Source organism: Pseudomonas thivervalensis, assembly GCF_001269655.1.
Classification (GTDB): domain Bacteria; phylum Pseudomonadota; class Gammaproteobacteria; order Pseudomonadales; family Pseudomonadaceae; genus Aquipseudomonas; species Aquipseudomonas thivervalensis.
In genome coordinates this window covers 58,022-84,961 of record NZ_LHVE01000012.1, presented here as the reverse complement: position 1 = coordinate 84,961, position 26,940 = coordinate 58,022, and the positions used below count along the sequence as shown (strand labels likewise).

22 protein-coding genes are annotated in these 26,940 nt (G+C 63.4%); 8 read left to right on the top strand and 14 right to left on the bottom strand.

Translation table 11 applies throughout. From position 1 onward, the window contains the following. Positions 1–174 precede the first annotated feature (174 nt). Positions 175–1,665 carry an ATP-binding protein gene (locus AD659_RS16715; RefSeq protein ID WP_053123241.1) on the top strand — a complete coding sequence of 497 codons (1,491 nt, stop codon included), beginning with the start codon at positions 175–177 and terminating at the stop codon, positions 1,663–1,665. Here the strand turns inward: AD659_RS16715 and AD659_RS16710 are convergent. Next, positions 1,612–4,416, bottom strand: coding sequence for an ATP-binding protein (locus tag AD659_RS16710; protein WP_053123239.1), 2,805 nt, complete (start codon positions 4,414–4,416; stop codon positions 1,612–1,614). The two genes, AD659_RS16715 and AD659_RS16710, sit on opposite strands and share 54 nt — an antisense overlap. A 356-nt stretch (positions 4,417–4,772) precedes the next feature. Between AD659_RS16710 and AD659_RS16705 the strand changes: the two genes are divergently transcribed. The 7 genes from AD659_RS16705 to AD659_RS16675 all read left to right on the top strand — a co-directional run bounded on the left by AD659_RS16705 (position 4,773) and on the right by AD659_RS16675 (position 11,701). Next, the gene (locus AD659_RS16705; protein ID WP_053123237.1) at positions 4,773–5,594 is read left to right on the top strand and encodes an alpha/beta fold hydrolase; all 822 of its coding nucleotides are present in this window, start codon (positions 4,773–4,775) and stop codon (positions 5,592–5,594) included. 128 nt (positions 5,595–5,722) lie between these two features. Next, a complete protein-coding gene (locus AD659_RS16700; RefSeq protein WP_053123235.1) occupies positions 5,723–6,664 on the top strand; it encodes a LysR family transcriptional regulator in 942 nt (313 codons plus the stop codon). Then, complete coding sequence (locus AD659_RS16695; RefSeq protein ID WP_053123233.1) at positions 6,661–7,074, top strand: DoxX family protein; 414 nt, start codon at positions 6,661–6,663, stop codon at positions 7,072–7,074. Before AD659_RS16700 ends, AD659_RS16695 begins: the two co-directional genes overlap by 4 nt. Then, the gene (locus AD659_RS16690; RefSeq protein ID WP_053123230.1) at positions 7,067–7,693 is read left to right on the top strand and encodes an antibiotic biosynthesis monooxygenase; all 627 of its coding nucleotides are present in this window, start codon (positions 7,067–7,069) and stop codon (positions 7,691–7,693) included. Before AD659_RS16695 ends, AD659_RS16690 begins: the two co-directional genes overlap by 8 nt. 157 nt (positions 7,694–7,850) lie before the next feature. Beyond that, on the top strand, positions 7,851–9,689 hold the full coding sequence (locus tag AD659_RS16685) for an amidohydrolase (protein WP_053123228.1): 1,839 nt from the start codon (positions 7,851–7,853) through the stop codon (positions 9,687–9,689). A gap of 148 nt (positions 9,690–9,837) precedes the next feature. Further along, entirely contained in the window at positions 9,838–10,467 is a 630-nt protein-coding gene (gene ycaC / locus AD659_RS16680) for an isochorismate family cysteine hydrolase YcaC (RefSeq protein WP_014337664.1), read from the top strand. Positions 10,468–10,822: 355 nt separating this feature from the next. Beyond that, positions 10,823–11,701 carry a LysR family transcriptional regulator gene (locus tag AD659_RS16675; RefSeq protein ID WP_053123226.1) on the top strand — a complete coding sequence of 293 codons (879 nt, stop codon included), beginning with the start codon at positions 10,823–10,825 and terminating at the stop codon, positions 11,699–11,701. 54 nt (positions 11,702–11,755) lie between these two features. Here AD659_RS16675 and AD659_RS16670 read toward each other — a convergent pair whose 3' ends face one another. The 13 genes from AD659_RS16670 to nuoC all read right to left on the bottom strand — a co-directional run bounded on the left by AD659_RS16670 (position 11,756) and on the right by nuoC (position 26,912). Further along, positions 11,756–12,232, bottom strand: a complete 477-nt coding sequence (locus AD659_RS16670; protein ID WP_053123224.1) for a PA2171 family ribosome-binding persister protein — start codon at positions 12,230–12,232, stop codon at positions 11,756–11,758. A 291-nt stretch (positions 12,233–12,523) separates the two neighbouring features. Further along, positions 12,524–12,778 (bottom strand): CopG family ribbon-helix-helix protein, encoded by a 255-nt coding sequence (locus AD659_RS16665; RefSeq protein ID WP_053123223.1) that lies wholly within the window; start codon positions 12,776–12,778, stop codon positions 12,524–12,526. Between the two features lie 358 nt (positions 12,779–13,136). After that, on the bottom strand, positions 13,137–14,600 hold the full coding sequence (gene nuoN / locus AD659_RS16660) for an NADH-quinone oxidoreductase subunit NuoN (RefSeq protein ID WP_053123222.1): 1,464 nt from the start codon (positions 14,598–14,600) through the stop codon (positions 13,137–13,139). Positions 14,601–14,607: 7 nt separating this feature from the next. Continuing rightward, positions 14,608–16,140 carry an NADH-quinone oxidoreductase subunit M gene (nuoM, locus tag AD659_RS16655; RefSeq protein WP_053123219.1) on the bottom strand — a complete coding sequence of 511 codons (1,533 nt, stop codon included), beginning with the start codon at positions 16,138–16,140 and terminating at the stop codon, positions 14,608–14,610. A 39-nt stretch (positions 16,141–16,179) separates the two neighbouring features. Continuing rightward, positions 16,180–18,033 (bottom strand): NADH-quinone oxidoreductase subunit L, encoded by a 1,854-nt coding sequence (gene nuoL / locus AD659_RS16650; protein WP_053123217.1) that lies wholly within the window; start codon positions 18,031–18,033, stop codon positions 16,180–16,182. Next, complete coding sequence (gene nuoK, locus AD659_RS16645) at positions 18,030–18,338, bottom strand: NADH-quinone oxidoreductase subunit NuoK (RefSeq protein WP_003180046.1); 309 nt, start codon at positions 18,336–18,338, stop codon at positions 18,030–18,032. Before nuoK ends, nuoL begins: the two co-directional genes overlap by 4 nt. Positions 18,339–18,342: 4 nt before the next feature. After that, on the bottom strand, positions 18,343–18,843 hold the full coding sequence (gene nuoJ / locus AD659_RS16640; RefSeq protein ID WP_053123215.1) for an NADH-quinone oxidoreductase subunit J: 501 nt from the start codon (positions 18,841–18,843) through the stop codon (positions 18,343–18,345). 9 nt (positions 18,844–18,852) lie between these two features. After that, positions 18,853–19,401 carry an NADH-quinone oxidoreductase subunit NuoI gene (gene nuoI, locus AD659_RS16635; protein WP_003180051.1) on the bottom strand — a complete coding sequence of 183 codons (549 nt, stop codon included), beginning with the start codon at positions 19,399–19,401 and terminating at the stop codon, positions 18,853–18,855. Between the two features lie 11 nt (positions 19,402–19,412). Then, positions 19,413–20,420 carry an NADH-quinone oxidoreductase subunit NuoH gene (gene nuoH, locus AD659_RS16630; RefSeq protein WP_053123213.1) on the bottom strand — a complete coding sequence of 336 codons (1,008 nt, stop codon included), beginning with the start codon at positions 20,418–20,420 and terminating at the stop codon, positions 19,413–19,415. After that, a complete protein-coding gene (gene nuoG / locus AD659_RS16625) occupies positions 20,417–23,131 on the bottom strand; it encodes an NADH-quinone oxidoreductase subunit NuoG (protein ID WP_053123211.1) in 2,715 nt (904 codons plus the stop codon). The genes nuoH and nuoG overlap by 4 nt, the downstream gene beginning before the upstream one ends. A 141-nt stretch (positions 23,132–23,272) precedes the next feature. Beyond that, on the bottom strand, positions 23,273–24,631 hold the full coding sequence (gene nuoF, locus AD659_RS16620; RefSeq protein WP_053123209.1) for an NADH-quinone oxidoreductase subunit NuoF: 1,359 nt from the start codon (positions 24,629–24,631) through the stop codon (positions 23,273–23,275). Continuing rightward, positions 24,628–25,125, bottom strand: coding sequence for an NADH-quinone oxidoreductase subunit NuoE (gene nuoE, locus AD659_RS16615; RefSeq protein ID WP_053123206.1), 498 nt, complete (start codon positions 25,123–25,125; stop codon positions 24,628–24,630). Before nuoE ends, nuoF begins: the two co-directional genes overlap by 4 nt. Positions 25,126–25,127: 2 nt before the next feature. After that, complete coding sequence (nuoC, locus tag AD659_RS16610) at positions 25,128–26,912, bottom strand: NADH-quinone oxidoreductase subunit C/D (protein WP_053123204.1); 1,785 nt, start codon at positions 26,910–26,912, stop codon at positions 25,128–25,130. Positions 26,913–26,940: the final 28 nt, after the last annotated feature.

Sequence of the window (26,940 nt, the reverse complement as noted above, 5' to 3'; positions counted from 1 at the left end):
TCCGTCCAGGGCACCGTGATGTCCGTGGTGCTCCCTGTGCCAGCATTGTCCTGAGGCCTGCGCCTGCCAAGATAACGGCGAACCCCTTGGAAAGGATGCGCAGGAGCCCAGGGCAGACGTGTTCGGTGATCCGCACGCTGACGCCCGCCCCGGTTTTCCGGCGCTGGATCGCCCATGAACAGTTTCGTCAAACCCGACAGCGAGCCGGCGGTGGGCTTCGGTCCGTTTGCCTTCTACCGGCAGCAGCGGCTGGTCACCCGTGACGGCCAGCCCCTCGCGCTGGGTGGCCGGGCCCTGGATGTTCTGCAGGTGCTGGTGGAGCACGCCGGCCATTACGTCAGCAAGCAGACCCTCATTGCCCACGTCTGGCCTGACAGCGTCGTGGAGGCCATCAACCTGCGGGTGCACATCGCGGCGCTGCGGCGGGCCTTTGGCGACGGGCGAGACGGCGTTCGCTACATCCTCAACCACCCGCGACAAGGCTATTGCCTGGCGGTGTCCCTGCCGGTGCAAGACGGCGTTGAATCGCCTTTCAGTCCCAGGGCCGAGCGGCACAACCTGCCCACGCGCTTGAGCCCGGTGATCGGTCGCGACAAAGTCCTGGGACGGTTGTTGGCGCAAGTGCCTCGACAAGCGCTGACCACCGTGACCGGCCCGGGCGGGGTCGGCAAGACCACCGTGGTGGTGCGGGTGGCGGAGCTGCTGCTCGAGCACTTTGACGACGGGGCCTGGTTCGTTGACCTGGCGACCATTAGCGATCCCTCGCAGGTGATGGCGCAGGTGGCCGACACGTTGGGCCTGCCGCACGGTGCGTTGGGCCGGCGTCTTGAGTCTTGCCGCATGTTGCTGGTGCTCGACGGTTGCGAGCACCAGCTCGACGCCTGTCGGGACCTGGCCCAGGCCTTGACTGCGGCGGCGCCGGGGGTGGCACTGTTGTGCAGCAGCCGCGAACCTCTGGCGCTGCCGGACGAAAAAATCGTACCGCTGCCGGGCCTGGCCGTGGCATCGCCTCTGGAGCCCGAGCACCAGGTCGTGGCGTGCCCGGCGGTGCAATTGCTGACCGAGCGGGTGAGCGCCCGGCTGCAGGGGTTCCAGCCCGTTGGCCGCGACTGGCTGATCCTGGCGCAGATCTGCCAGCGCCTGGACGGCTTGCCGCTGGCGCTGGAACTGGCGGCGGCCCAAGTCGACGTCTTGGGGCTGGCCGGCGTCTTGGAACAATTGGATTACGGTTTGTCACTCCTGAGCCACGGGCGACGTACGGCGGTGCCCCGGCATCGAAGCCTGGAGGCTGTGCTGGATTCGAGTTTCGAACGTTTGAGCGCTGACGAACAAACCACGTTCTTGCGTCTGGCGGTGTTCGATGGCCCGTTTACCCTCAGGGCGGCGCTGGCCGTGATCAGTTGTGCTGAACTGAGCGTCGGGCAATTGCCCGGGCTGCTGGCGCGGCTGGCGAGCGTGTCATTGCTGGTGGTCGAGCCGCTTGCCGAGGGCGAGCGTTGGCGCCTGCTCCAGACGACTCGGGCCTATGCGATGGATAAATTGCGGCGCAGGGGGCAGTGGCCGGTGTTTTATCGGCGTTACGTGCTGCAAGACGCTTGGGACGCGCGGCTGTCAAGGCCCCAACCGTCGAGCCAGCGTCTGGAGCAACGCGCCGGCTTCCAATAGGTCGGGGGTGTCGAACCCTTCGGTAAAGCGTCGATAGACCGACCCCAGCAGTTCCTGCGCGGCCTGCGCCTGCCCCCGGCGTTGCCACAAGCGGGCCAGGGACGTGGCGCTGCGCAGTTCCCAGGCCGGGGCGTTGTGACGACGGGCGACGTTCAGGGCGGCCAGCAGTTGCGCTTCGGCGGCTTCCTCCAAGGAGGGGTCATTGCGCGCCAGCAAGGTTTCGGCGCCGGCCCGCAGGATTTCCGCCGAGCACCAACCCGCGGCACCACTGCGCGCCCTTTCAAGTTGCGCCGGGCTGACAAAGTCAGCCCGCAGGGTGACGGCGATGTCCTCGATCAGCCCGTCTGTCGGGTTCGTCTCCAGGGACAGGCCATCGAATGCGCAGGCGTAATGGCAGGCCCAGTCATGGAACAGCATCACCGAATGTTTCTTGGCCTGCTGCTTCAACAGCTCGAGCCTTTCCCGGGCCGTCGGATGATCACCGTTGTAATGGGCGATCACGCAACCGGTCAGCGCCAGGGTGTAGCAGATCGAAATGCCGTGGTTGATCTGGAGCGCGATCTGCAACGCCAGGTTGGCGGTGCGCCGGGCTTTCTCGGCAAAACCTTGCAGCCAGAGGATACGCGCCAGAATGGTCAGCGCGGCCACGCTCTGGTCGTATTGCACGCCGAAGCCGTGGCTGAAGCGGCTGAGGTGACCGCTCTGGGCCAGGCGCTGGATCACCTGCTCGGCCTCACGCCGCGCCCCACCCTGGTCGCCAGTGAAATGCAGCGCCAGCACCCGCAGGCGTTGGGTGCTCAAGGACAGGGTCGGGTCGCCCTGCAAACCCAACCGGTCGAAATCCAGGCTGTGTTCCAAAGCCTGTTGGTAATTGCCGCAGCTGAGGTCGACGGTCATCTGCCCGGACACGGCCCGCAGCTCTCCGGCCAGGTCCTGGCAGTGCCGGGCCAGGTGCCGGGCGGTGGCGAAGGCTTGGACCGTGGTCGGCGTGCCACCCTCGGTGTGGTAGTTGAAACTGGCGTGGGCCAGCTCCAGGGCCAGGGTCAAGCGCGGGCAGGGCGCGGGGCTGGTTCGCAGCAACTGCAGCGCCTTGTTGACGTAGAGGCCGTGTTCCTTGAGCAGCGACAGTTCCTGCCAGAGGGGCAGGGTGCGGGCGGTCAGGCGGATCGCCACGGCGTGTGAACCCTGCGGACCCAGGCCTCGGTCGAGCGCCGCGCGGATGTCGTCGCGATAGTCGGCGTAGCGGGCGATCCACAGTCGGGTGGGGGTGTTTTCCCAATCGTTTTCCGCTTGCCCCATGAGCGCCAGGCAGCGCTCGGCGTGGCGTTCCTGGCTGGCGGCCAGTTCCCCGGCTTCGGCCAGTTTTTCCAAGGCATGGCGGCGAGTGGTGTCTAGCAGGCGATAGCGCACTTCTTCATCGCCGATCTCGACGTTGAGCAACGATTTGGCGACCAATTGGCTGACCGACACCAGCACCTGTTCGGGCGCGACGTGCTGGCCGACGATCACCGCGGCGGCCGAGGCCAGGTTGAAACTGCCCATGAACACAGCCAGCCGCCGCAGGCAGGTTTGCTCGCAGGCCGTGAGCAGCGCGAAGCTCCAATCCAGCGTGGCGCGCAGGGTCTGCTGGCGCGGTGCGGCGCCGATGTCGTTGTGGAGCAGGGCGACGCTGTCTTGCAGTTGTCGGTGAAGCGCTTCCAGGGTGAAGCGGCCGAGTTGCCCGGCGGCCAACTCGATGGCCAGGGGAATGCCGTCCAGCCGCTGGCAGATATCGATCACCAACGGCACCTCGCGGTCGGTCAGTTCGAAGTCGTCGCGGCTGGCCATTGCACGCTCGGCAAACAGTTGCAGCGCCGGGTACTCCAGGGCGGGATAACCTTCGATGGGCATTTCCCGGGGCGGGAACGCCAGGGCGTCCAGGCGCTGCACGTGTTCGCCTTCGGCGCGCAGGCCTTCGCGGCTGGTGGCCAGGATGTGCAGGTGGGGGGCGCCGCGCAGCAAGGTTTCGCTGAGCTGGGCGATGGCGTCGATCAAGTGCTCGCAGTTATCGATCACCAGCAACAGATGCCGTTCTTTGAGCTGCCGGGCGATGGCGTCTTGCGGGTCGCCGTCCTGCAGCGGCAGATCGAGCAATGCGCAGAGGTTGGGGGCGATCATGGTCGCGTCATTGAGCGACGCCAGGTCCAGCAGGTGGGTGCCGTCACGGTAGTGGCCGATCAGCCGTTCGGCGACCCGCAGGGCAACGGTGGTCTTGCCAATGCCACCGGTGCCGACCAGGGTAATGAAGCGTTTTCGTGGCAACTGGGCCACCAGGCTTTCCACCAGGGCCTGGCGGCCGATCAGGCGCGTGCGCTGCAGCGGCAGGTTGCGCGCCAGGGAGGGATGGGGGATGCGCGCCAACGGGGCGAGGGGTTCGAACGACAGCGGCGCGACAAAGCTGTAGCCGCGCTGTGCCACAGTGACGATGTAGCGCTGCCCGACCTGGCCATCCCCAAGGGCCTTGCGCAGGGCCGCGACGTGCACCCGCAGGTTGGTGTCTTCCACCACGCTTTTGGGCCAGACACGGGCGATCAATTGCTGCTTGCTCACCACCTCGCCAGCGTGTTCGAGCAACACCAGCAAAATCTCCACGGCCCGCCGTCCCAGGCGCAACGGCTGCCCACCCTCCAGCACCAGGCGCTGGCGCGGATGGACCCGGTAAGGGCCGAAATGCACCGTTTGTTCGACGGGCAGGCTGAGGTATTGGCTCATGGTGCTCTCAATGTTCTGGTCCTGGTGCCTGGGCATTACCCGAGCATATTCCTCAGGTTTGGCGTCAAGCGCAACGGCGCAGGCTTCTACCCTCAGCCTTCCAACTGTCGGACCCTGTGGCGAGGGAGCTTGCTCCCGCTGGGTCGCGAAGCGGCCCCAAAGGCCCTATCCCCAATCAATCTGGCACACCGAGGTGACAGTCCTGGGGCTGCTGCGCAGCCCAGCGGGAGCAAGCTCCCTCGCCACAAAAGCGGTTTTTAACACCGCCGTTCCGAAAAAATTAACAACGTTTAACTCACGTAAACGCCTCCTCTGACCGGACCATGAAGCGATCCACCCACCTCAAGGAACCTGTCATGAGCACCTTCATCACCCGCGACGGCACCGAGATTTACTACAAGGACTGGGGCAGTGGTCAACCGGTGGTCCTGAGCCACGGCTGGCCGCTGAACTCGGACAGTTGGGAGGGGCAGATGATGTTCCTGGCGTCCAACGGCTACCGGGTGATCGCCCATGACCGCCGTGGGCACGGGCGCTCCAGCCAGCCCTGGGACGGCAACGACATGGACACCTACGCCGATGACCTGGCCGAGCTGATCGAGCGCCTGGACTTGAAAGACGCCGTGCTGATCGGTTTCTCCACCGGCGGTGGGGAAGTGGCGCGCTACATCGGTCGCCATGGCGCTGCCCGTGTCGCCAAGCTCGGCCTGATCTCGGCCGTCACGCCGCTGATGCTCAGGACCGCGGCCAACCCCGGCGGCTTGCCCATCGAGGTCTTCGACGGTTTCCGCCAGGCCTCCCTGGTCGACCGCTCTCAGCTATACAAAGATGTGGCCAGCGCGTTTTTCGGCGCCAACCGTCCGGGCGCCAAAGTCTCCCAAGGCATGATCGACTGGTTCTGGATGCAGGGCATGCTCGCCGGCCACAAGAACACCTACGACTGCATCAAGGCGTTTTCGGAGACCGATCTTTCCGACGACCTGCGCAACATCGACGTGCCGACCCTGGTGGTGCATGGCGATGACGACCAGATGGTCCCCATCGAAGCGGCCGGCATTGCCGCCGCCAAGTTGCTCAAGCACGCGCAGTTGCTGGTCTACCCGGGCGCGCCCCATGGCCTGACCGATACCCACAAGGACCGCTTGAATGCGGACCTGCTGGCGTTCATCCAGGGCTGACGCAAGCAAGCTAAGACCTGTGGGAGCGAGCCTGCTCGCGAAGGCGTCAGGACAGTAGATATGAATGCAAGCTGACCCACCGCTATCGCGAGCAGGCTCGCTCCCACAGTTAAACAGGACCTCACCCCATGAACCGCAACGATTTACGCCGTCTCGACATGAACCTGCTGGTGATCTTCGAGGCGCTGATGTTCGAGAAAAACCTGACCCGCGTCGCCGAAAAGCTGTTCATGGGCCAGCCGGCGGTGAGCGCGGCGCTGGGGCGGTTGCGGGATCTGTTCGATGATCCGTTGCTGATCCGCCATGGCCGAGGCATGGAGCCCACGCCTCGAGCCCTGGCGATCCTGCAGGAACTGCAGCCAGCCATGGACACGATTTCTGGCGCGGTCAGCCGGGCCAAGGCATTCGATCCATCCACCAGTTGCGACGTGTTTCGCATCGGTCTGTCCGACGATGCCGAGTTCGGCCTGTTCCCGCCGCTGTTGAGCCAACTGCGCGAAGAAGCGCCGGGGATCATCGTGGTGGTGCGCCGGGCCAATTTCCTGCTGATGTCCTCGCTGCTGGCCAGCGGCGAGATCAGCGTCGGCGTCAGCTACACCACCGATCTGCCGGCCAATGCCAAGCGCAAGAAACTGCGGGATATCCCCTGCAAAGTCTTGCGTGGCGACAAGCGCCCGGGACCGCTGACCCTGGACGAGTACTGCTCGCGGCCCCATGCCATGGTTTCGTTCTCGGGTGACCTGAGCGGCAACATCGACCTGGATCTGGCGCGCATCGGTCGGGCCCGTAAAGTGGTGCTGGCGGTGCCGCAATTCAGCGGCCTGCGGGCCTTGCTGGCGGGCACCGAGCTGATCGCCACCGTGCCCGACTACGCCGCTTGCGCGCTGGTGGAAGGCTGCGCGTTGCGCGCCGAAGACCCGCCGTTCGAGATCAATGCCGCCGAGCTGTCGATGGTCTGGAGCGGCGTGCATGACAACGACCCCGCCGAGCGCTGGCTGCGCTCGCGCATCGCCACCCACATGTCTCAACCCCTGCCGGCCGCGGCCGCGGCGGACGGAGCGCACCGATGAACATGACGGATGAGCGCCCATGGCAGGACCTGGGCTTGTTGTTCCTGCGCCTGAGCGGCGGGCTGTTCCTGCTGTGGGTCCATGGCTTGCCGAAGCTGTTGAACTACAGCGCCGAGCTGACCCGCATCGAAGACCCGTTCCACCTCGGCGCGGCACCGACCCTGATCCTGGCGATTTTCGCCGAGGTGCTGTGTCCGCTACTGATCATGGCCGGTGTGCTGGTGCGCCTGGCGTGCCTGCCGATCCTGTTTTTGCTGGCGGTGGCGCTGCTGGTGGTGCACCCGCAATGGAGCCTGGAAGAAGGCCAGTTCGGTTGGTTGCTGCTGATTGTATTTACCAGCGTGTTCATTGCCGGGCCTGGGCGCCTGGCGCTGAACGCGCGTTTTGCTGGAGTGCTGCGTCATGCCTGAGTCCCAAACCCTCGAATCAACCGCGAGTCCGGCGAAACCCGGCTTCGACGAAATCGTCACCCTGGTGGTCAAGCACCGGATCAAAGCCGGCCAGGACGGTGCCTATGAAACCTGGTTGCGGCGCATCGTCAGTGTGGCCGGCCAGTGGCCGGGGCATCTGGGGGTGGATGTGGTGCGGGGCAAGCAGGGCGGTTTGTCGCTGTTCACCTGTGTGCTGCGGTTCTGCTCCACCGAGGCCATGCAACGCTGGCTGGATTCGCCCGAGCGTCGCGAGCTGGTGGAGGAGGCCACGCCGCTGCTGGCCGACGGCGACCAGACTGAAGTCGCCTCGCACAAGGAATTCTGGTTCGCCCCGTTGGCCGATGCCGCCATGCCACCGCCGCGCTGGAAACAATCGGTGGTGACGCTGCTGGTTATCCTGCCGCACACCTTGCTGGTGCCGTTGCTCTGGGGCCCGTTGCTGCAACTCAACGCCTTTCTGTCCAACTACGTGGTCGCCACGTTCCTGATCACCGTGACCATCGTGCTTTCGGTGGTGTACGTGTGCATGCCGCTGGCGACCCGGCTGTTCGCGCCGTGGCTGGAAGCGTCCTCAACCCACGAACATTTGGAGCCTTAACCAGCGCCGAACTTTTGTGACAAGCACTGTTGTGGCGAGGGAGCTTGCTCCCGTTGGACGCGTAGCGTCCGCTCTTTTGGAGCCGCTTCGCAGCCCAGCGGGAGCAAGCTCCCTCGCCACGGATTAGTCCGCACATCCATTGTTGAAGGAAAAACCGATGAACGCCGATCTGATTCTGTTCAATGGCCAATTCCACACCGTCGACCGCGAGAAACCTCGCGCCAGCGCGGTCGCCATCAGCCAGGGCCGCTTCGTCGCCGTAGGCACCGACGCCGAGGCCATGGCCTTGCGCGGCAGCGGCACCCAGGTCATCGACCTCAAGGGCCGCACCGTCATTCCCGGCCTCAACGACTCGCACCTGCACTTGATTCGGGGTGGCTTGAACTACAACCTGGAACTGCGCTGGGAAGGCGTGCCGTCGTTGGCCGATGCCTTGCGCATGCTCAAGGACCAGGCCGACCGCACGCCAACGCCGCAATGGGTTCGCGTGGTGGGTGGCTGGAACGAATTCCAGTTCGCCGAAAAGCGCATGCCGACCCTGGAAGAGCTCAACCAGGCCGCCCCCGATACGCCCGTGTTCGTGTTGCACCTGTATGACCGCGCCTTGCTTAACCGCGCCGCGCTGCGTGTCGCCGGCTACACCCGCGACACGCCGAACCCGCCGGGTGGCGAGATCGTACGCGACAGCAAGGGCGAGCCCACCGGCATGCTGGTGGCGCGGCCCAACGCGATGATCCTGTACTCGACGCTGGCGAAAGGGCCGAAGTTGCCGCTGGAATACCAAGTCAACTCCACCCGCCAGTTCATGCGCGAACTCAATCGCCTGGGCCTGACCAGCGCCATCGACGCCGGCGGCGGCTACCAGAACTACCCGGACGACTACGAGGTCATCGAGCAGTTGGCCCGCGAGCAGCAGCTGACGGTGCGCATCGCCTACAACCTGTTCACCCAGAAGCCCAAGGAAGAACTCACCGACTTCAAGAACTGGACCGGCAGCGTCAAGCTGCACCAGGGCGACGACTTCCTGCGGCACAACGGCGCCGGCGAAATGCTGGTGTTCTCGGCGGCGGACTTCGAGGACTTCCTGGAGCCGCGTCCGGACCTGCCGCCGGGCATGGAACAGGACCTGGAACCGGTGGTCCGGCACTTGGTGGAGCAGCGCTGGCCATTCCGCCTGCACGCCACCTATGACGAGTCCATCAGCCGCATGCTCGACGTGTTCGAGAAGGTCAACCGCGACATTCCATTCAACGGCCTGCCGTGGTTCTTCGACCACGCCGAAACCATCACCCCGAAGAACATCGAACGGGTGCGGGCGCTGGGCGGCGGCATTGCAATCCAGGACCGCATGGCTTTCCAGGGCGAATACTTCGTCGACCGCTACGGTGCCAAGGCGGCCGAAGCCACGCCGCCGATCAAGCGCATGCTCGCCGAAGGCGTGCCGGTGGGCGCTGGCACCGACGCCACTCGCGTGTCGAGCTACAACCCGTGGACTTCGTTGTATTGGATGGTCAGCGGCCGCACCGTCGGTGGCCTGTCGTTGCACGAAGAAGGCCTGCCGCGCTTGACCGCGTTGGAGCTGTTTACCCATGGCAGCGCCTGGTTCTCGTCGGAACAGGGCAAGAAAGGCCAGATCAAGGTCGGCCAACTGGCGGACCTGGCGGCCCTGAGCGCGGACTTCTTCAGCGTCGAGGAAGAAGCCATCAAGTGGATCGAGTCGGTGCTGACCGTGGTGGACGGCAAGGTGGTCTACGCCGCTGGCGATTTCGAAAAACTCGGCCCGGCCAGCGTCCCGGTGCTGCCGGACTGGTCGCCAGTGGTGAAGGTCCCGGGCCACTGGCGCCCGAGCTCTCCATTGCAGGCGCAAGTCCACCAGTGCAGCGGCCCGTGCACGGTGCATTCCCACAGCCACGAACGGGCGCGACTGTCAAACGTCCCGGTCAGCGATTTCCAGGGCTTCTGGGGCGCGTTTGGCTGTTCCTGCTTTGCCTTTTGACTGAGCACAAACACCTATCCCCTGTGGGAGCGAGCTTGCTCGCGATGGCGACGGAACATTCAACATCGCCGCCGCCTGATGCTCCGCTATCGCGAGCAAGCCCGCTCCCACAAGGTTTTGTCACAATCCATCCCAAAGGAGTCATCCCATGAGCAACGTTCCCGCCTACAACCGTCTGAACAAAGACGACGCGGTCGTCCTGCTGGTCGATCACCAGACCGGTCTGATTTCCCTGGTCCAGGACTTCTCGCCCAACGAGTTCAAGAACAACGTGTTGGCCTTGGCCGACCTGGCGAAGTTCTTTGAACTGCCGACCATCCTGACCACCAGCTTCGAACAAGGCCCCAACGGCCCGATCGTGCCGGAACTCAAGGAAATGTTCCCGGACGCGCCGTACATCCCACGTCCAGGCCAGATCAATGCCTGGGACAACGAAGACTTCGTCAAGGCAATCAAGGCCACCGGCCGCAAGCAACTGATCATCGCCGGCGTGGTCACCGACGTCTGCGTGGCATTCCCGACCTTGTCGGCGCTGGCTGAAGGCTTCGACGTGTTCGTCGTCACCGACGCTTCGGGTACCTTCAACGAAACCGTGCAACAAGCCGCCTGGGTGCGCATGACCGCTGCTGGCGCGCAGATGATGAACTGGTTCTCGGTGGCCTGTGAGCTGCACCGCGACTGGCGCAACGACATCGAAGGACTGGGCAACCTGCTGTCCCAGCGCATTCCGAACTACCGCAACCTGATGAACAGCTACTCGGCGCTGACGGCCAAGTAAGCGGTCTTTACTGGAAGACGCCCGCCTTGTGGGTAATGCTGTTCACTTAAGGCAAACGACAATCCCGTGGCGAGGGAGCTTGCTCCCGCTGGGCCGCGAAGCGGCCCCAAACCAGCCGAATGCGGAGCATCAGACACACCGCACCCGCCGGTTCACGACTGCTGCGCAGTCGAGCGGGAGCAAGCTCCCTCGCCACAGGTTCATCGTTTCTCTTAAGTGGACAGCATTACCCCCTGAGCGGGCGTTTTTGTGTCCAGTCATTAATCTAAGTTGCCGGCATCGACGCTATGCAATTTGTCTTGCCACGACCACAATGCCCCACTGAATCTACTGACTGTCCACCTGCGAAATGACAATGAACCCCTTCGAAGAAATGCGCATCTTTGCCCAGGTCATGGAGTCAGGCAGTTTCACCGCCGCCGCGGACAAGCTCGGGCTGTCCAAGCAATTCGTCAGCCGCAAGCTCATGGCACTGGAGCAGCGTCTGGGCGTGCGCCTGCTCAATCGCTCGACCCGCCGGCTGGACGTCACCCCGTTGGGCCAGCGCTATTACGAAGCGGCGTTGCGCCTGCTCAATGACGTCGAACAGGTGGAGCAGGGCATCAGCGGCCAGACCAGCGAGCCCCGTGGCACGATTCGGCTCAGCGCACCGCTGTCCTTCGCCGTGGCGCACTTGGGCAGCCTGTTGCCGCTGTTCCTGCAACGCTATCCGGGCGTCAGCGTCGAGGTGGACCTGAGCGACCGTTCGGTGGATCTGCTGGGGGAGGGCTATGACCTGGCGCTGCGCATCGGCGTGCTGGAGGATTCGACCCTGATTGCCCGGCGCATCGCGACCATCGAGCGGGTGTATTGCGCCAGCCCCACCTACCTGACGCAAAAAGGCACACCCGCGCGGCCTGAGGACCTGCGCAACCATGACTGCCTGCCCTATGGTCACAGCCGTCAGGTGCAGTGGCGTTTCGCGGGGGCGGGCAAACCGTTGACGCTGGAGGTCACGGGGCGCATGCGCGCCAATAACGGTGATTTGCTCAGGGACGCGGCCATTGCCGGCATGGGCATCACCTATCTGCCCGCTTTCATCCTCGGCGATGCCTTGAAGGAGGGTCGGCTGATCAGGGTCCTGGAAGGCTTCGAGACCGAACCATTGGCGCTATCGGCGGTGTATCCCCAGCATCGACAAAGTGCACGCCCAGTGCAGGCGTTGGTGGAATTCTTGCGCGAACAAATGCAATAAAGCGGCGCAACGCATTCAGCCGCCACATGACGGCTGAAGCATCTGGCGCTTTGATCAGGCGGCGAGGTTGGCGCTGCTCAGTTCTTTTTTGTACTGCGCTTTCATAGTTTCCATTTCCGCGCCCAAGGCGTCCAGCTTGGCCTTACCCAGCAGTTTTTTCGCGTGGGGGAACATTTCCTTTTCTTCTTCTTCGATGTGGTGCTCAAGCAGTTCCTTGACCACTTTCACCCGACCGGCGAATTCCGGCTGAGTTGGATCGGTGGTTTTCAGGTCCGGCAGCACCAACGAGTCGACGGTGCGGTGTTCTTCCTTGGCTTCGTAATACATTTCAGCCTCGTCCTTGCCACCGGCTTGCTTGAACGCCGGATAAAGAATTTCTTCTTCCAGACGTGTGTGGATGGAAATTTCCATTTCCAGTTTCGCCAACAGGTCGGTGCGTTTTTTCACAGCGCGCTCGGTCGACTCGCTCAGTTGAGTCAAGATGGCTTTGACGCGCTCATGGTCGGCTTTCAACAGATCGATGGCATTCATGGGGGAGCTCCTCGGCAATTCACGGATGCGGGCAGGCTTCGAGCGCCGACGCCGCGTAAGCGTTGAATTGCATGAGCTGTGCCAGCCGAGACGGGTTTTAAAACGCTTTAAAAACAATGGGTTGAAGTGTTCTTGATTTTCAGCGTCGTGCAAGCTGCATGAGCCGGGGAAAAAACGCGTTGCAGTTTGCGCTGATGGCCTGCCACGGCGCGTTCGAATCGACATGCATCTCAGCCGATCACCAAATGGAAAGGCCACTGCGCTTTGGCAGTCAGGTTGGTCGAGCCGAAGTTATCGATCCCCGTTGAGACTATCGGCCCAAGCCTGGACTGCCTGGTGGTCAATCACTCGGCCAGTGTCAACATCGGCCAAGGCCTCATGAGTCAGGAGACTGCGTTCCTCTTCCTGGTTTATCCAGGCAGATAGCGCTTGTTTAACGATCCAATCCTTGGAGCGCCCGAGGCGTTCGGCCATCAAGTCGACTTTTTCGGCCAGGTGCACCGGGACGTGAGCTGTAACCGACCGGGTTTTCGTGGTGGCTGTCATGGCGGATTTCTCCATTGCAGTTGGCGGTACACGCCCTGTTTTCTGAGGCAGTCGCTTCTGAAGGATGATCGTAGATGATTGTTGTCGATATTCGCTGCGGCAAACTATCAGATGTAATAAGAAACCGTCTCACTTTCAGAAAAAACACCAAACCCGTGGCGAGGGAGCTTGCTCCCGCTCGGCTGCGTAGCAGTCGTAACGTTCGTTTACCCGATGGTCCGTGTTGAGCTGATCGAGGCTGCTGCGCAGCCTAGCGGGAGCAAGCTCCCTCGCCACGGTTTTTGATCACTCGAATCCTGCTCAAAAAAATGCCCGCATCTCACGAAACGGGCATTTTTGTTCGGTGACGCTCAGGCAATCAACCCGTCAACCCAGCCTGCTGAACCAACGTCAGCAATGGCTGCGGGTACACGCCCAGGAAGAACGCCAACACAGCGATGGCCAGCAGCATCACGCCGCCTGCTTTCTGTTCCCAGTGCAACTCGGCATCGTGGCGACGCAGGTTCGGTTCCATCAAATACAGGGTGACCATGACGCGCAGGTAGTAGAACACGCCGATGGCACTGCCCAGCACCAGGGAGCCGACCAGCCACCATTGGTGGGCCTCGACGCCGGTGGCGATGATGTAGAACTTGCCGATGAAGCCGGCGGTCAGCGGGATGCCGGCCAGGGACAGCATCATCACGGTCAGCACGGCGGTCAGGTACGGACGGCGCCAGAACAGGCCGCGGTATTCGTACAGGGCGTCGGCGTCGCGGCCGTTGTACGGCGAGGACATCAGGGTGATCACGCCGAACGCGCCGAGGCTGGTGATCACGTAGGTGACCAGGTACACGCCAATGGCTTCCACGGCCAGGCCCTTGCTGGCGATCAGGGCGATCAGCAGGTAGCCGAAGTGGGCGATGGACGAGTAACCCAGCAGACGCTTGAGGTTGCTCTGGGTCAGTGCCAGCAGGTTACCGAACAGGATCGACGCGATGGCGATGATGGTCAGCACGTTGCTCAGCACGCCGCTGCTGGCCACTGGCGAGATCTGGAACAGCCGCACCATGACCGCGAACACCGCCACTTTCGAAGCCGTGGCCAGGAACGCCGCCACCGGCGCCGGGGCGCCTTCGTAGACGTCCGGGGTCCAGAGGTGGAACGGGACCAGCGACAGTTTGAACGCCAGGCCGATCAGCATCATGCCCAGGCCCAGTTGCGCGATCGGGCTAGGCAGGCCGGTGGCCGCCAGGGCCTGGCCGATGCCGACGAAGCTCAGGGTGCCGGCTTCGGCGTAGAGCAGGGCCATGCCGAACAACAGGAACGCGGAACCGGCCGCCGACAGCACCATGTACTTGATGCCGGCTTCCAGGGAGCGCTTGTTGAAGAAGGCGTAGGCCACCAGGCCGTAGACCGGCACCGACAGCAGTTCCAGGCCGATGAACAGGCTGGCCAGGTGCTGCGAGCTGACCAGCACCAGGCCACCGGCGGCAGCCATCAGGATCAGCAGGTACAGTTCTTCGCGGTTGCCCGGGTAACCCGAACCGCCATCGCCGAGGTAGGCGTGGGCGAGGGTGACGCAGGCCAGGGTGGCGACCAGGATCAACGCCATGTAGAGGCAAGCGAAGCTGTCGATCTGGATCAGCGGCGTGACCGCCAGTGGCGCGACTTTCAGGGCCGGCAAGATCGACAGCAAGGCCAGATTCAGCCCCGCCACCGACAGCAGGAAGGTCTGTGAGTGATTGCGCCGCCAGGCGATCGCCAGCATCACCACGATGATCGTGGCGCTGGTGATCAACAGCGGCGCAAGCGCGATAAAGTGTTGAATCGTGAATTCCATAGCGCTCTTACCGGGCCGAAGCGAGTTGAGAGAAGGCGGTGCCGAGCCACTGCTGCACGCCATGCATCGTGGCGGCAGAGGTGTCGAGGAACGGTTGCGGGTAGACGCCGAGGTAAACCAGCAGCACCGCAAGGCCGAGCACCATGATCAGTTCGCGACCGTCCATGCCACGCAACACTTCATCCGACTTGGCCGGACCGAAGTAGGCACGGTGGATCATGATCAGCGAGTAGACCGAACCGAACACCAGGCCGGACGTGGCGATCGCGGTGATCCATGGCGCGCTGACGAACGAGCCGATCAGGATCAGGAACTCGCCGACGAAGTTGCCGGTGCCCGGCAAGCCCAGGGAAGCGGCTGCGAAGAACAGGCTGATGGCCGGCAGGTAGGCGATGCGCGACCAGATGCCGCCCATTTCACGCATGTCCCGGGTATGCAGGCGCTCGTACAGCTGACCGCTGAGGATAAACAGCGCCGCAGCCGACAGGCCGTGGGCGAGCATCTGGATCACCGCGCCTTGCAGGGCCAGTTGGCTGCCGGAGTAGATCCCGATCAGCACGAAGCCCATGTGCGAAACGCTGGAGAAGGCGATCAGGCGCTTGATGTCGGTCTGGGCGAACGCCAGGAACGCACCGTAGAAAATCCCGATCAGGCCCAGGGTCATGGCAATCGGCGCGAACTCGGCCGAGGCATTGGGGAACAGCGGCAGGGCGAAGCGCAACAGGCCGTAGGCCGCGGTCTTGAGCAAGATACCCGCCAGGTCCACGGAACCGGCGGTCGGCGCCTGGGCGTGGGCGTCCGGCAGCCAGGAGTGGAACGGCACCACCGGCAGCTTCACCGCGAAGGCGATGAAGAAGCCGAGCATCAGCACGTACTCGGTGGTCTTGGACATCTGCACTTTCAACAGGTCGGCGTAGTTGAAGGTGATCACGCCGGTGTTGTTGAAGTTGACCAGCACCAGGCCAAGGATCGCCACCAACATGATCAGGCCGGAAGCCTGGGTGAAGATGAAGAACTTGGTCGCCGCGTAGATCCGGGTTTTCTTGCCGTCCGAAGAACTGTGACCCCAGAGCGCGATGAGGAAGTACATCGGCACCAGCATCATTTCCCAGAAGAAGAAGAACATGAACAGGTCCAGCGCCAGGAACACGCCGACGACACCGCCCAGGATCCACATCAGGTTCAGGTGGAAGAAACCGACGTGACGCTGGATCTCTTTCCAGGAGCAGAGTACCGAGAGGATACCCAGCAGGCCGGTCAGCAGGATCATCAACAGCGACAGGCCGTCGAGGGCCAGGTGCACGCTGATGCCGAAGCGCGCGATCCAGGCGTGCTTGAACTCAAGCGCCCAGGTCGGATCTGCGCCAGGGGCCGGTGCAAATGAATAGTCGCCGGTCGCCCACAGCCAGAGGCCGAGCGCGAGTTCCAGGGACATGGTCAGCAGCGCAATCCAGCGCGGGAGCGTGGAGCTGGAGCGCTCCGCGATCCAGCACAGCAGGCCGCCGATGAAGGGGATCAGGATTAGCCAGGGCAGAATCATGACGGGCTCGTTTCCTTTCGCAAGTTCGCAAGGTTCATATCAGACCGCTACCAGCACGATGGCGCCGATAACCAGCACGGCGCCAGCCGCCATGGAAGCCGCATACCAACGCAGTTGACCGGTCTCGGTACGGCTCAGGGCAGTGTGGCCGCCCTTGGCCATGCGCGGGATCAGGCCAATGGTCTGGTCGAGCGGGTCTTTGCGCAGAATGTGGCTGATCGCAAGGTATGGCTTGACGAACAGTTTGTCGTAGATCCAATCGAAGCCCCAGGCAGCGAACCACCAGGCCGAAAGGAAGCGCCCGATGCCGCTGTTGGCGACTGCCGTGACAAAGCGGCGCTTGCCGAGGAACAGCAGGGCGGCCAGCAGGATGCCCGCCAGGGCGATGGCGCCCGAGGCGATTTCCAGGCTGTGCTTGGCTTCGCCGCCGGCATGGCCGACGCTTTGCGGCAGCACATCGGCCAGCGGTGGAGTGATCAGGGCGCCGACGAAGGTCGACAGCACGATCAGCACCGACAGGGGCAGCCAGTGGGCGATGCCGTGGCCGGCGTGGGCTTCGGTCTTGGCTTCACCGTGGAACGCGATGAAGATCAGGCGGAAGGTGTACAGCGAAGTCATGAACGCACCCACCAGGCCGGCATAAAGCAGTGCCTGGTTACCGCTGGCGAACGCTTCCCAGAGGATTTCGTCCTTGGAGTAGAAACCGGCGGTCACCAGAGGCAGGGCCGCCAGGGCCGCGCCGCCGACGATGAAGCTGGCGTAGGCCAGTGGCAGTTTCTTCCACAGGCCGCCCATCTTGAAGATGTTCTGCTCGTGGTGGCAGGCCACGATCACCGCACCGGACGCGAGGAACAGCAGCGCCTTGAAGAAGGCGTGGGTCATCAGGTGGAAGATCGCGCCTTCCCAGGCACCGACGCCCAGGGCCAGGAACATGTAGCCGATCTGGCTCATGGTCGAGTAGGCGAGGATGCGCTTGATGTCGGTCTGGACCAGGGCGGCAAAACCGGCCAGGACCAGGGTCACGCCACCAACGATGCCGACCAGGTGCAGGATGTCCGGCGCCAGGGCGAACAGGCCGTGGGTACGGGCGATCAGGTAGACACCGGCGGTCACCATGGTCGCGGCGTGGATCAGTGCCGAGACCGGGGTCGGGCCGGCCATCGCGTCCGCCAACCAGGTTTGCAGCGGCAGTTGCGCGGATTTACCGACGGCGCCGCCCAGCAGCATCAGGGTCGCCAGGACGATCCAGAAGTCACCGACCTTGAAGTGCTCGGGTGCCTTGACCAGCAGTTCCTGGATATTCAGCGTGCCCAGTTGCTGGAACAGGATGAACAGGCCGATGGCCATGAACACGTCGCCGATCCGGGTCACGATGAACGCCTTGAGTGCGGCGTTCCCGTTGTTGCGGTTGCTGTAGTAGAAACCGATCAACAGGTACGAGCACAGGCCCACGCCTTCCCAGCCGAAGTACAGGAACAACAGGTTATCGCCGAGCACCAGGAACAGCATGCTGGCGATGAACAGGTTGGTGTAGGCGAAGAAGCGCGAGTAACCGGCTTCACCGCGCATGTACCAGGAGGCGAACAAGTGGATCAGGAAACCCACGCCGACCACCACGCCGAGCATGGTCACCGACAGGCCGTCCAGGTAGAGGGCGAAGTTCGGCGTGAAGCCTTCCACCGCCATCCACTGCCACAGCACCTGCACGTATCGGCCACCTTCCGGCGGGGCGACGTTGAATTGCCAGATCACGTAGGCGGTGACGATGGCAGACAGGCCAATGGAACCCACGCCCACCAGCGCCGACAGGTTTTCCGACCAGCGTCCACGGGAGAACGACAGCAGCAGGAAACCGACAAGAGGAAATATGAAAGTCAGGAAGAGAAGGTTCATCCGCGCATCTCGCTGGCAGCGTCAATATCGAGAGTGTGGAAGCGGCGATACAGCTGCAACAGGATCGCCAGGCCGATACTGGCCTCGGCGGCTGCCAGGCTGATCACCAGGATGAACATGATCTGTCCATCCGGTTGCGCCCAGCGAGCGCCCGCGACGATGAAGGCCAGGGCGGAGGCATTCATCATGACCTCCAGGCTCATCAGCACGAACAGGATGTTGCGGCGGACCATCAGGCCGACCAGACCGAGGCAGAACAGGATGCCGGCAACCGCCAGACCATGCTCGAGAGGGATAGCAGGCATGTGATTACTCCTTCGCCTCGTTACGGCCCAAATGGAACGCCGTGACGGCTGCGGCAAGCAGCAGCATCGAGGCGAGTTCGACCACCAACAGGTACGGACCGAACAGGCTGATGCCCACGGCCTTGGCGTCTACGGTGGTGTGGCCGATGGCCTGGCCGCTCTGGTGAGCGAACAGCACATACAGCAGTTCACCCAGCAGCAGGGCGGACAGGATCACCGGTCCAGCCCAGATGCCAGGCTTGAGCCAGGTGCGTTCCTGCTGGACCGCGGCGGGGCCGAGGTTGAGCATCATCACCACGAACACGAACAGCACCATGATGGCGCCAGCGTAGGCGATCACTTCCAGGGCACCGGCGAACGGCGCGCCGAGGGCGAAGAAGGTCATGGCCACGGCGATCAGCGAAATGATCAGGTAGAGCAGGGCGTGCACGGGGTTGGTGTTGGTGACCACACGAAGCGTGGACACCACCGCGATACCCGATGCGAAATAGAAAGCGAATTCCATCTTTCTTCCTTAAGGCAGCAAGCTCTTCACGTTGATCGGTTCGGCTTCGTTCTGCGCGGCGCCTTTTGGCTTACCGGCAATGGCCATACCTGCAACACGATAGAAGTTGTAATCAGGGTTTTTACCGGGACCGGAAATCAGCAGATCTTCTTTCTCGTACACCAGGTCCTGACGTTTGAACTCGGCCATTTCGAAATCCGGCGTGAGCTGGATCGCGGTGGTCGGGCAGGCTTCCTCGCAGAGGCCGCAGAAAATGCAGCGCGAGAAGTTGATGCGGAAGAAGTCCGGGTACCAGCGACCGTCTTCGGTTTCAGCTTTCTGCAGCGAGATGCAACCCACCGGGCACGCCACGGCGCACAGGTTGCAGGCCACGCAGCGTTCCTCGCCGTCGGGGTCGCGGGTCAGGACGATGCGACCACGGTAGCGTGGCGCCAGGTAGACCGGCTCTTCCGGGTATTGCAGGGTGTCGCGCTTGCGAAAGCCATGGCCGAAGATCATGACCAGGCTTCGCAGTTGGGTACCGGTACCCTTAACGATGTCGCCAATATATTTGAACATGGGTCAAATCCTCACTGAACCGCGGCCGCAGGCGCGTTCATCAAAACGATCGCAGCGGTCACCAGCATGTTGATCAGGGTCAGCGGCAGGCAGAATTTCCAGCTGAAGTCCATCACCTGGTCGTAGCGTGGGCGCGGGATCGAGGCGCGCAGCAGGACGAACAGCATGATGAAGAACGCGGTCTTCAGCGCGAACCAGACGAAGGACAGTTGCGGCAGGATGCCGAACGGACCGTGCCAGCCACCGAAGAACAGCGTTACCAGCAGCGCCGAGATCAGGATGATGCCGATGTATTCACCGACGAAGAACATGCCCCATTTCATGCCGGCATATTCAATGTGGTAACCGTCGGCCAGTTCCTGCTCCGCTTCCGGCTGGTCGAAGGGGTGACGGTGAGTCACGGCCACGCCAGCGATGAAGAAGGTACAGAAACCGAAGAACTGCGGAATGATGAACCACAGGTTCTGGGCCTGGTACTCGACGATGTCGCGCATGTTGAACGAGCCGGCCTGGATCACGATGCCCATGAGCGCCAGGCCCATGAACACTTCGTAGGACACGGTCTGGGCCGAGGCCCGCAGGCTGCCCAGCAGGGCGAACTTGTTGTTGCTCGACCAACCGGCGAACAGCACCGCGTACACCGACAGGCCGGCCATGGCGAAGAAGAACAGCAGGCCGATGTTCAGGTCCGCCACGCCCCAGGTCGGGGTGATCGGGATGATCGCGAAGGCAATCAGCAAGGCGCTCATGGCCACGATCGGTGCCAGGGTGAAGATCACCTTGTCGGCAAACGGTGGTGTCCAGTCTTCCTTGAAGAACATCTTGATCATGTCGGCGGCGATCTGGAACATGCCGAACGGACCGACGCGGTTCGGACCGTAGCGGTCCTGCCACCAGCCCAGCAGGCGACGTTCGACGAAGCTCAGCAACGCGCCGCAGACCACCACGGCCAGCAGGATCACGATGGCCTTGAGGACCGTCAGGATCACAGCGATCACTTCAGGGGTGAACCAGCTCATTGCGCTGCCTCCTGCAGACCGTCGACAGTCTTGCCGAAAATCGCCGGTGGAATACCCGCCAGGCCAGCCGGCAGGGCCACCAGGCCGGCGCCCAGTTCTTCATTGATGCGCAGCGGCAGACGCAAGGTCTGGCCGGCGACGTTCAGGCTCAGCAGGGCACCGTCGTTGACGCCCAGGCGGTCGGCTTCGGACTTGGCCAGCGACACGTAGGCGGCCGGGATGCGTTCCTGCACCGGTGCGGCCTTGGAAGAGTTCTCTTCGCTGCCGAACAGGTGATGGAACGGCACGACCTGCCAAGTGCCCGGCGCCGGGTTGAAGGCGCGCGGAACGCTGGCGAACCAGCCCAGGCCATCGCCCTGGCTTTCGATCAGGCGGGTGCCCGGGTCACCGGCACGCAGGTGACCACCGACTTCGTCCTGGAACTTGTTCCAGGCTTGCGGCGAGTTCCAGCCCGGCGACCAGGCGAACGGCACTTGCGAGCGCGGTTCGGCGGAGCCCGAGTAACCTTCCATGGAGAACGAGAACGCGGTGTCCTTGTCCTGGGAGGTCCGGGGTTCGTGGACGCTGATGTTGGCGCGCATCGCGGTGCGACCGGAGTAGCGCAGCGGTTCGCGGGCCAGCTTCAGGCCCTTGATGCGGAACGCGGCCGATGGCGCGGCATCGACGATGCGAGCCAGTTGCGGGCTGCTCGAAGCGACGGCGGCGGTGACGTGGTCCAGTTGCGTCCAGTCGATCGGTTGGTCCAGCAGGGTGGCGCGCAGGGCATGCAGCCAGCGCCAGCCTTCGTGGACCAGGATGCTGGCGTCCAGGTAAGTCGGGTCGAACACCTGGAAGAAGCGCTGGGCGCGACCTTCCTGGCTGACCAGCGTACCGTCGCCTTCGGCGAAGCTCGCTGCCGGCAGCACCAGGTGGGCGCGGTCGGTGGTGGCAGTTTTCTGATGGTCGGCGACGATCACCACCTTGGCGGCGTTCAACGCAGCATCGACCTTGGCCTTGTCAGTGCGGGTGAACAGATCGTTCTCCAGCACCACGATGGCGTCGGCGTTGCCGTCGATCACGGCTTGCAGGGCTGCATCGACCGATTCGCCACCGAGCATGGCCAGGCCGAGGCTGTTGGCTTCCGGCACGATCAGGCTGATGGAACCGTTCTTCTCGCGCAGCTTCAAGGCCTTGGCGATGTTGGCGGCGGCTTCGATCAAGGCCTTGGAACCCAGGGAGGTGCCGGCAATGATCAAGGGGCGCTTGGCCGCCAGCAGGGCGTCGGCGATGCGTTGGGCCAGGGCGGCGGCTTCGCTGTCCAGGCCGTCGACGGCCGGGGCGCTGGCGTCCAGGGCGTGCGCCACGGCGAAGCCGATGCGGGCCAGGTCGTCCGGGGCGGCGTGGACGCATTCTTCGGCCACGTCGTCGAGCTTGGTTTCAGCGAGGCTGGCGATGAACAGCGGGTTCAGCGCGTCCTGGCCGATGTTCTTCACGGCGGCGTCGAGCCATGGCTGCACGCGCATGGCGTCGGCCATGTCCTCGGCCTTGCCCTTGACCGATTGGCGCAGGGCCAGGGCCATGCGGGCGGCGGTCTGGGTCAGGTCTTCGCCAAGGACGAACACCGCGTCGTGGTCTTCGATGTCGCGCATCGTCGGCACGGGCAGCGGGCTGTCCTTGAGCACTTGCAGCACCAGGCGGATGCGTTCCAGCTCACCGGCTTCGATGCCACTGTAGAAGTGTTCGGCGCCGACCAGCTCACGCAGGGCGTAGTTGCTTTCCAGGCTGGCCCGTGGCGAGCCGATGCCGACAATGTTGCGTCCGCGCAGCAGCTCGGCGGCCTTGTCCAGCGCTTCGTCCAGGCTCAGCGTGGCGCCGCCTGCCAGCAGCGGCTGGCGTGGGCGGTCCTTGCGGTTGACGTAGCCATAGCCGAAACGGCCCCGGTCACACAGGAAATACTGGTTGACCGAACCGTTGAAGCGGTTTTCGATGCGACGCAGCTCGCCGTAGCGCTCGCCCGGGGAAATGTTGCAGCCGCTGGAGCAGCCATGGCAGATGCTCGGCGAGAACTGCATGTCCCACTTGCGGTTGTAGCGCTCGGAGTGCGTCTTGTCGGTGAACACACCGGTCGGGCAGACCTCGGTGAGGTTGCCGGAGAACTCGCTTTCCAGGGTGCCGTCTTCAACGCGACCGAAGTACACGTTGTCGTGGGCGCCGAACACGCCCAGGTCGGTGCCGCCGGCGTAGTCCTTGTAGAAGCGCACGCAGCGGTAGCAGGCGATGCAGCGGTTCATCTCGTGGGAGATGAACGGGCCCAGTTGCTGGTTCTGGTGGGTGCGCTTGGTGAAGCGATAACGGCGCTCGTTGTGGCCGGTCATCACGGTCATGTCTTGCAGGTGGCAGTGGCCGCCTTCCTCACAGACCGGGCAGTCGTGAGGGTGGTTGGTCATCAGCCATTCGACGACGCTGGCGCGAAACACTTTCGCTTCTTCGTCGTCGATGGAGATCCAGCTGCCGTCGGTGGCGGGGGTCATGCAGGACATGACGATCCGACCACGCTTGTCGTTTTCATCGGTGTACTGCTTGACCGCGCACTGGCGACAAGCGCCAACGCTGCCAAGGGCGGGGTGCCAGCAGAAATAAGGAATGTCGAGGCCCAGCGACAGACATGCCTGTAACAGGTTGTCTGCGCCATCGACTTCGAGCTCTTTGCCGTCTACGTGGATAGTGGCCATGGTTCAAAGTTCTTCGTTGGCCCGGTGTCAGCGGGCGTGGCTAATGGAATCTTGTCATTCGTCCGAATCCAAACAGCCTGGGTAAAAGGCGTCATCGGACGAAAGGCGCAGGGCACGGACCCTGCGCCTGTTAAAGCGTCGTTACGCGCCGACCATGGTCGGCGTGACCACCTGATTGAGGTCGCCCGCGCGGGTTGGCGCGATGCCGGCCTCGAATTCAGGGCGGAAGTATTTGATCGCGCTGCCCAACGGCTCCACGGCACCCGGTGCGTGAGCACAGAAGGTCTTGCCTGGGCCGAGGAAACCCACCAGACCCAGCAGGGTCTCGATGTCGCCGGGCTGGCCTTCGCCGTTCTCGATGGCCATCAGCAGCTTGACGCTCCAGGGCAGGCCATCGCGGCAAGGGGTGCAGAAACCGCAGGATTCGCGAGCGAAGAACTGCTCCATGTTGCGCAGCAGCGAGACCATGTTGACGCTGTCGTCCACCGCCATGGCCAGGCCAGTACCCATCCGGGTGCCGACCTTGGCGATGCCGCCGGCGTACATTTGCGCGTCCAGGTGTTCCGGCAACAGGAACCCGGTGCCGGCGCCGCCAGGCTGCCAGCACTTGAGCGTGTAGCCGTCGCGCATGCCGCCGGCGTAGTCTTCGAACAGCTCGCGACCGGTGACGCCGAACGGCAATTCCCACAGGCCAGGGTTCTTGACCTTGCCGGAGAAGCCCATGAGCTTGGTGCCCATGTCTTCGCTGCCGTCGCGGGCCAGGGATTTGTACCAGTCCACGCCGTCGGCGATGATCGCCGGCACGTTGCACAGCGTCTCGACGTTGTTCACGCAGGTCGGCTTGCCCCACACGCCGACGGCGGCAGGGAAGGGCGGCTTGGAGCGTGGGTTGGCGCGGCGGCCTTCGAGGGAGTTGATCAGCGCGGTTTCTTCACCGCAGATGTAGCGTCCGGCACCGGTGTGGACGAACAGCTCGAAGTCGAAGCCGCTGCCCAGGATGTTCTTGCCCAGGAGGCCCGCGGCCTTGGCTTCTTCCACGGCACGGTTCAGGTGCTTGGCGGCGGTGGTGTACTCGCCGCGCAGGAAGATGTAGCCACGGTAGGTCTTCAGCGCACGGGCGCTGATCAGCATGCCTTCGATCAGCAGATGGGGCAGTTGCTCCATCAGCATGCGGTCCTTCCAGGTGTTGGGTTCCATTTCATCCGCGTTGCACAGCAGGTAGCGGATGTTGATGGATTCGTCCTTGGGCATCAGGCCCCACTTCACCCCCGTGGGGAAGCCCGCGCCGCCACGGCCCTTGAGGCCGGCGTCTTTCACGGTCTGGACGATGTCGTCGCCGGCCATGTCGGCGAATGCCTTGCGCGCGGCGGCATAGCCGTTCTTGGCCTGGTATTCGTCCAGCCACACCGCTTCGCCGTCGTCACGCAGACGCCAGGTCAGGGGATGGGTTTCGGCCGAACGCTGGATGCGGTTGGCGGGCCCGAAGGAAGTCAGGGTCATACGTAGCCCTCCAGCAGTTTGGCGACGCCGTCAGGCTGGACGTCACCGAAGGTGTCGTCATCGATCATCAGCGCCGGTGCCTTGTCGCAGTTGCCCAGGCAGCACACCGGCAGCAGCGTGAAGCGGCCGTCGGCGGTGGTCTGGCCCAGGCCGATGCCCAGCTTGCTCTGGAGTTCGCCGACCACCGATTCGTGGCCGCCGATGTAGCAGACCATGCTGTCGCAGACACGAATGATGTGACGGCCCACTGGCTGGCGGAAAATCTGGCTATAGAAGGTGGCCACGCCTTCGACGTCGCTGGCCGGGATGCCGAGGATCTCGCCGATGGCGTAGAGCGCGCCATCGGGCACCCAGCCACGTTCCTTCTGGACGATCTTCAGGGCTTCGATCGACGCCGCGCGCGGGTCTTCGTAGTGATGCAGCTCGTGCTCGATGGCCGAGCGCTCGGTTTCGCTCAGGGCGAAACGGTCAGTCTGGATAAGCGTGCTGTTCATGCTTAGCGGTCCACGTCGGCCATAACGAAATCGATACTACCCAGGTACGCAATCATGTCCGCGACCATGCTGCCTTTGATCACCGAAGGGATCTGCTGCAGATGTGGGAAGCTTGGGGTGCGAATCCGGGTGCGGTAGCTCATGGTGCCGCCATCGCTCGTCAGGTAATAACTGTTGATGCCCTTGGTCGCTTCGATCATCTGGAAGGATTCGTTGGCCGGCATGACCGGGCCCCACGAAACCTGCAGGAAGTGCGTGATCAGGGTCTCGATGTGCTGCAGGGTGCGCTCCTTGGGCGGCGGCGTGGTCAGCGGGTGATCCGCCTTGTACGGGCCTTCCGGCATGTTGCGCAGGCACTGGTCGATGATCTTGATGCTCTGGCGCATTTCCTCGACGCGAACCATGCAGCGGTCGTAGGCGTCACCGTTGGCCGCCAGCGGGACTTCGAACTCGAAGTTCTCGTAGCCGGAGTACGGACGCGCCTTGCGCAGGTCGAAGTCGCAACCGGTGGAACGCAGGCCGGCACCGGTGACGCCCCATTCCAGGGCTTCCTTGGTGTTGTAGGCAGCGACGCCGATGGTACGACCCTTGAGGATGCTGTTTTGCAGGGCGGCCTTGGTGTATTCGTCCAGGCGCTTGGGCATCCACTCGACGAAGTCCTTGACCAGCTTTTCCCAACCGCGCGGCAGGTCGTGGGCCACGCCACCGATGCGGTACCAGGCCGGGTGCAGGCGGAAACCGGTGATGGCTTCGATCACCGTATAGGCCTTCTGGCGGTCGGTGAAGGTGAAGAACACCGGGGTCATCGCGCCGACGTCCTGGATGTAGGTACCCAGGAACAGCAGGTGGCTGGTGATGCGGAAGAACTCGGCCATCATGATGCGGATGACGTCGACCTTCTCCGGGACCTTGATCCCGGCCAGTTTCTCGACCGACAGCACGTACGGCAGGTTGTTCATCACCCCACCGAGGTAATCGATGCGGTCGGTGTAGGGAATGTAGCTGTGCCAGGACTGGCGCTCGCCCATCTTCTCGGCGCCACGGTGGTGGTAGCCGATGTCCGGCACGCAGTCGACGATCTCTTCGCCGTCCAGCTGCAGGATGATGCGGAACGCACCGTGGGCCGAAGGGTGGTTCGGGCCCAGGTTGAGGAACATGTAGTCCTCGTTGGCGCCCGAACGCTTCATGCCCCAGTCTTCAGGCTTGAAGCGCGCGGCTTCTTCCTCGAGCTGTTGCTTGGCCAGGGAGAGGCTGAACGGGTCGAACTCGGTGGCGCGGGCCGGGAAGTCCTTGCGCAGCGGGTGACCTTCCCAGGTCGGCGGCATCATGATGCGGGTCAGGTGCGGGTGGCCGGGGAAGTCGATTCCGAACATGTCCCATACTTCACGCTCGTACCAGTTGGCGTTCGGCCAGATGCCGGTCACGGTCGGCACGCTGAGGTCGCTCTCGGACAAGGCGACCTTGATCATTACGTCACTATTACGCTCGATCGACATCAGGTGATAGAACACGGTGAAGTCGACGCCGTCGGGCAGCCCTTGACGTTTGGTGCGCAGGCGCTCGTCCACGCCGTGCAGGTCATAGAGCATGACGTACGGCTTGGGCAGGTTGCGCAGGAAGGTCAGGACTTCGACGAGTTTGGCGCGGGCAACCCAAAGCACCGGCATGCCGGTGCGGGTCGGCTGGGCGGTGAACGCCTCGGGGCCAAAACGGTTGTTCAGTTCGACGACCACATCCTGGTCGTCTGCCTTGTAAGGCGGGATGTACAGAGCACTGCCTGTAGTCATGGTTATTTATCGCTTTCGGTCAACGTAA

What these genes read in the sequence shown, in the direction of transcription:
- nuoH (WP_053123213.1), bottom strand. Translation starts at nt 20,420, where the DNA reads ATGAGCTGGTTCACCCCTGAAGTGATCGCTGTGATCCTGACGGTCCTC.
- AD659_RS16695 (WP_053123233.1), top strand. Translation starts at nt 6,661, where the DNA reads ATGAACATGACGGATGAGCGCCCATGGCAGGACCTGGGCTTGTTGTTC.
- nuoM (WP_053123219.1), bottom strand. Translation starts at nt 16,140, where the DNA reads ATGATTCTGCCCTGGCTAATCCTGATCCCCTTCATCGGCGGCCTGCTG.
- AD659_RS16700 (WP_053123235.1), top strand. Translation starts at nt 5,723, where the DNA reads ATGAACCGCAACGATTTACGCCGTCTCGACATGAACCTGCTGGTGATC.
- nuoK (WP_003180046.1), bottom strand. Translation starts at nt 18,338, where the DNA reads ATGCCTGCTATCCCTCTCGAGCATGGTCTGGCGGTTGCCGGCATCCTG.
- AD659_RS16670 (WP_053123224.1), bottom strand. Translation starts at nt 12,232, where the DNA reads ATGAATGCCATCGATCTGTTGAAAGCCGACCATGAGCGCGTCAAAGCC.
- nuoN (WP_053123222.1), bottom strand. Translation starts at nt 14,600, where the DNA reads ATGGAATTCACGATTCAACACTTTATCGCGCTTGCGCCGCTGTTGATC.
- nuoI (WP_003180051.1), bottom strand. Translation starts at nt 19,401, where the DNA reads ATGTTCAAATATATTGGCGACATCGTTAAGGGTACCGGTACCCAACTG.
- AD659_RS16715 (WP_053123241.1), top strand. Translation starts at nt 175, where the DNA reads ATGAACAGTTTCGTCAAACCCGACAGCGAGCCGGCGGTGGGCTTCGGT.
- nuoC (WP_053123204.1), bottom strand. Translation starts at nt 26,912, where the DNA reads ATGACTACAGGCAGTGCTCTGTACATCCCGCCTTACAAGGCAGACGAC.
- nuoF (WP_053123209.1), bottom strand. Translation starts at nt 24,631, where the DNA reads ATGACCCTGACTTCCTTCGGGCCCGCCAACCGCATCCAGCGTTCGGCC.
- AD659_RS16690 (WP_053123230.1), top strand. Translation starts at nt 7,067, where the DNA reads ATGCCTGAGTCCCAAACCCTCGAATCAACCGCGAGTCCGGCGAAACCC.
- AD659_RS16705 (WP_053123237.1), top strand. Translation starts at nt 4,773, where the DNA reads ATGAGCACCTTCATCACCCGCGACGGCACCGAGATTTACTACAAGGAC.
- AD659_RS16665 (WP_053123223.1), bottom strand. Translation starts at nt 12,778, where the DNA reads ATGACAGCCACCACGAAAACCCGGTCGGTTACAGCTCACGTCCCGGTG.
- nuoE (WP_053123206.1), bottom strand. Translation starts at nt 25,125, where the DNA reads ATGAACAGCACGCTTATCCAGACTGACCGTTTCGCCCTGAGCGAAACC.
- nuoG (WP_053123211.1), bottom strand. Translation starts at nt 23,131, where the DNA reads ATGGCCACTATCCACGTAGACGGCAAAGAGCTCGAAGTCGATGGCGCA.
- AD659_RS16675 (WP_053123226.1), top strand. Translation starts at nt 10,823, where the DNA reads ATGAACCCCTTCGAAGAAATGCGCATCTTTGCCCAGGTCATGGAGTCA.
- ycaC (WP_014337664.1), top strand. Translation starts at nt 9,838, where the DNA reads ATGAGCAACGTTCCCGCCTACAACCGTCTGAACAAAGACGACGCGGTC.
- AD659_RS16710 (WP_053123239.1), bottom strand. Translation starts at nt 4,416, where the DNA reads ATGAGCCAATACCTCAGCCTGCCCGTCGAACAAACGGTGCATTTCGGC.
- nuoL (WP_053123217.1), bottom strand. Translation starts at nt 18,033, where the DNA reads ATGAACCTTCTCTTCCTGACTTTCATATTTCCTCTTGTCGGTTTCCTG.
- AD659_RS16685 (WP_053123228.1), top strand. Translation starts at nt 7,851, where the DNA reads ATGAACGCCGATCTGATTCTGTTCAATGGCCAATTCCACACCGTCGAC.
- nuoJ (WP_053123215.1), bottom strand. Translation starts at nt 18,843, where the DNA reads ATGGAATTCGCTTTCTATTTCGCATCGGGTATCGCGGTGGTGTCCACG.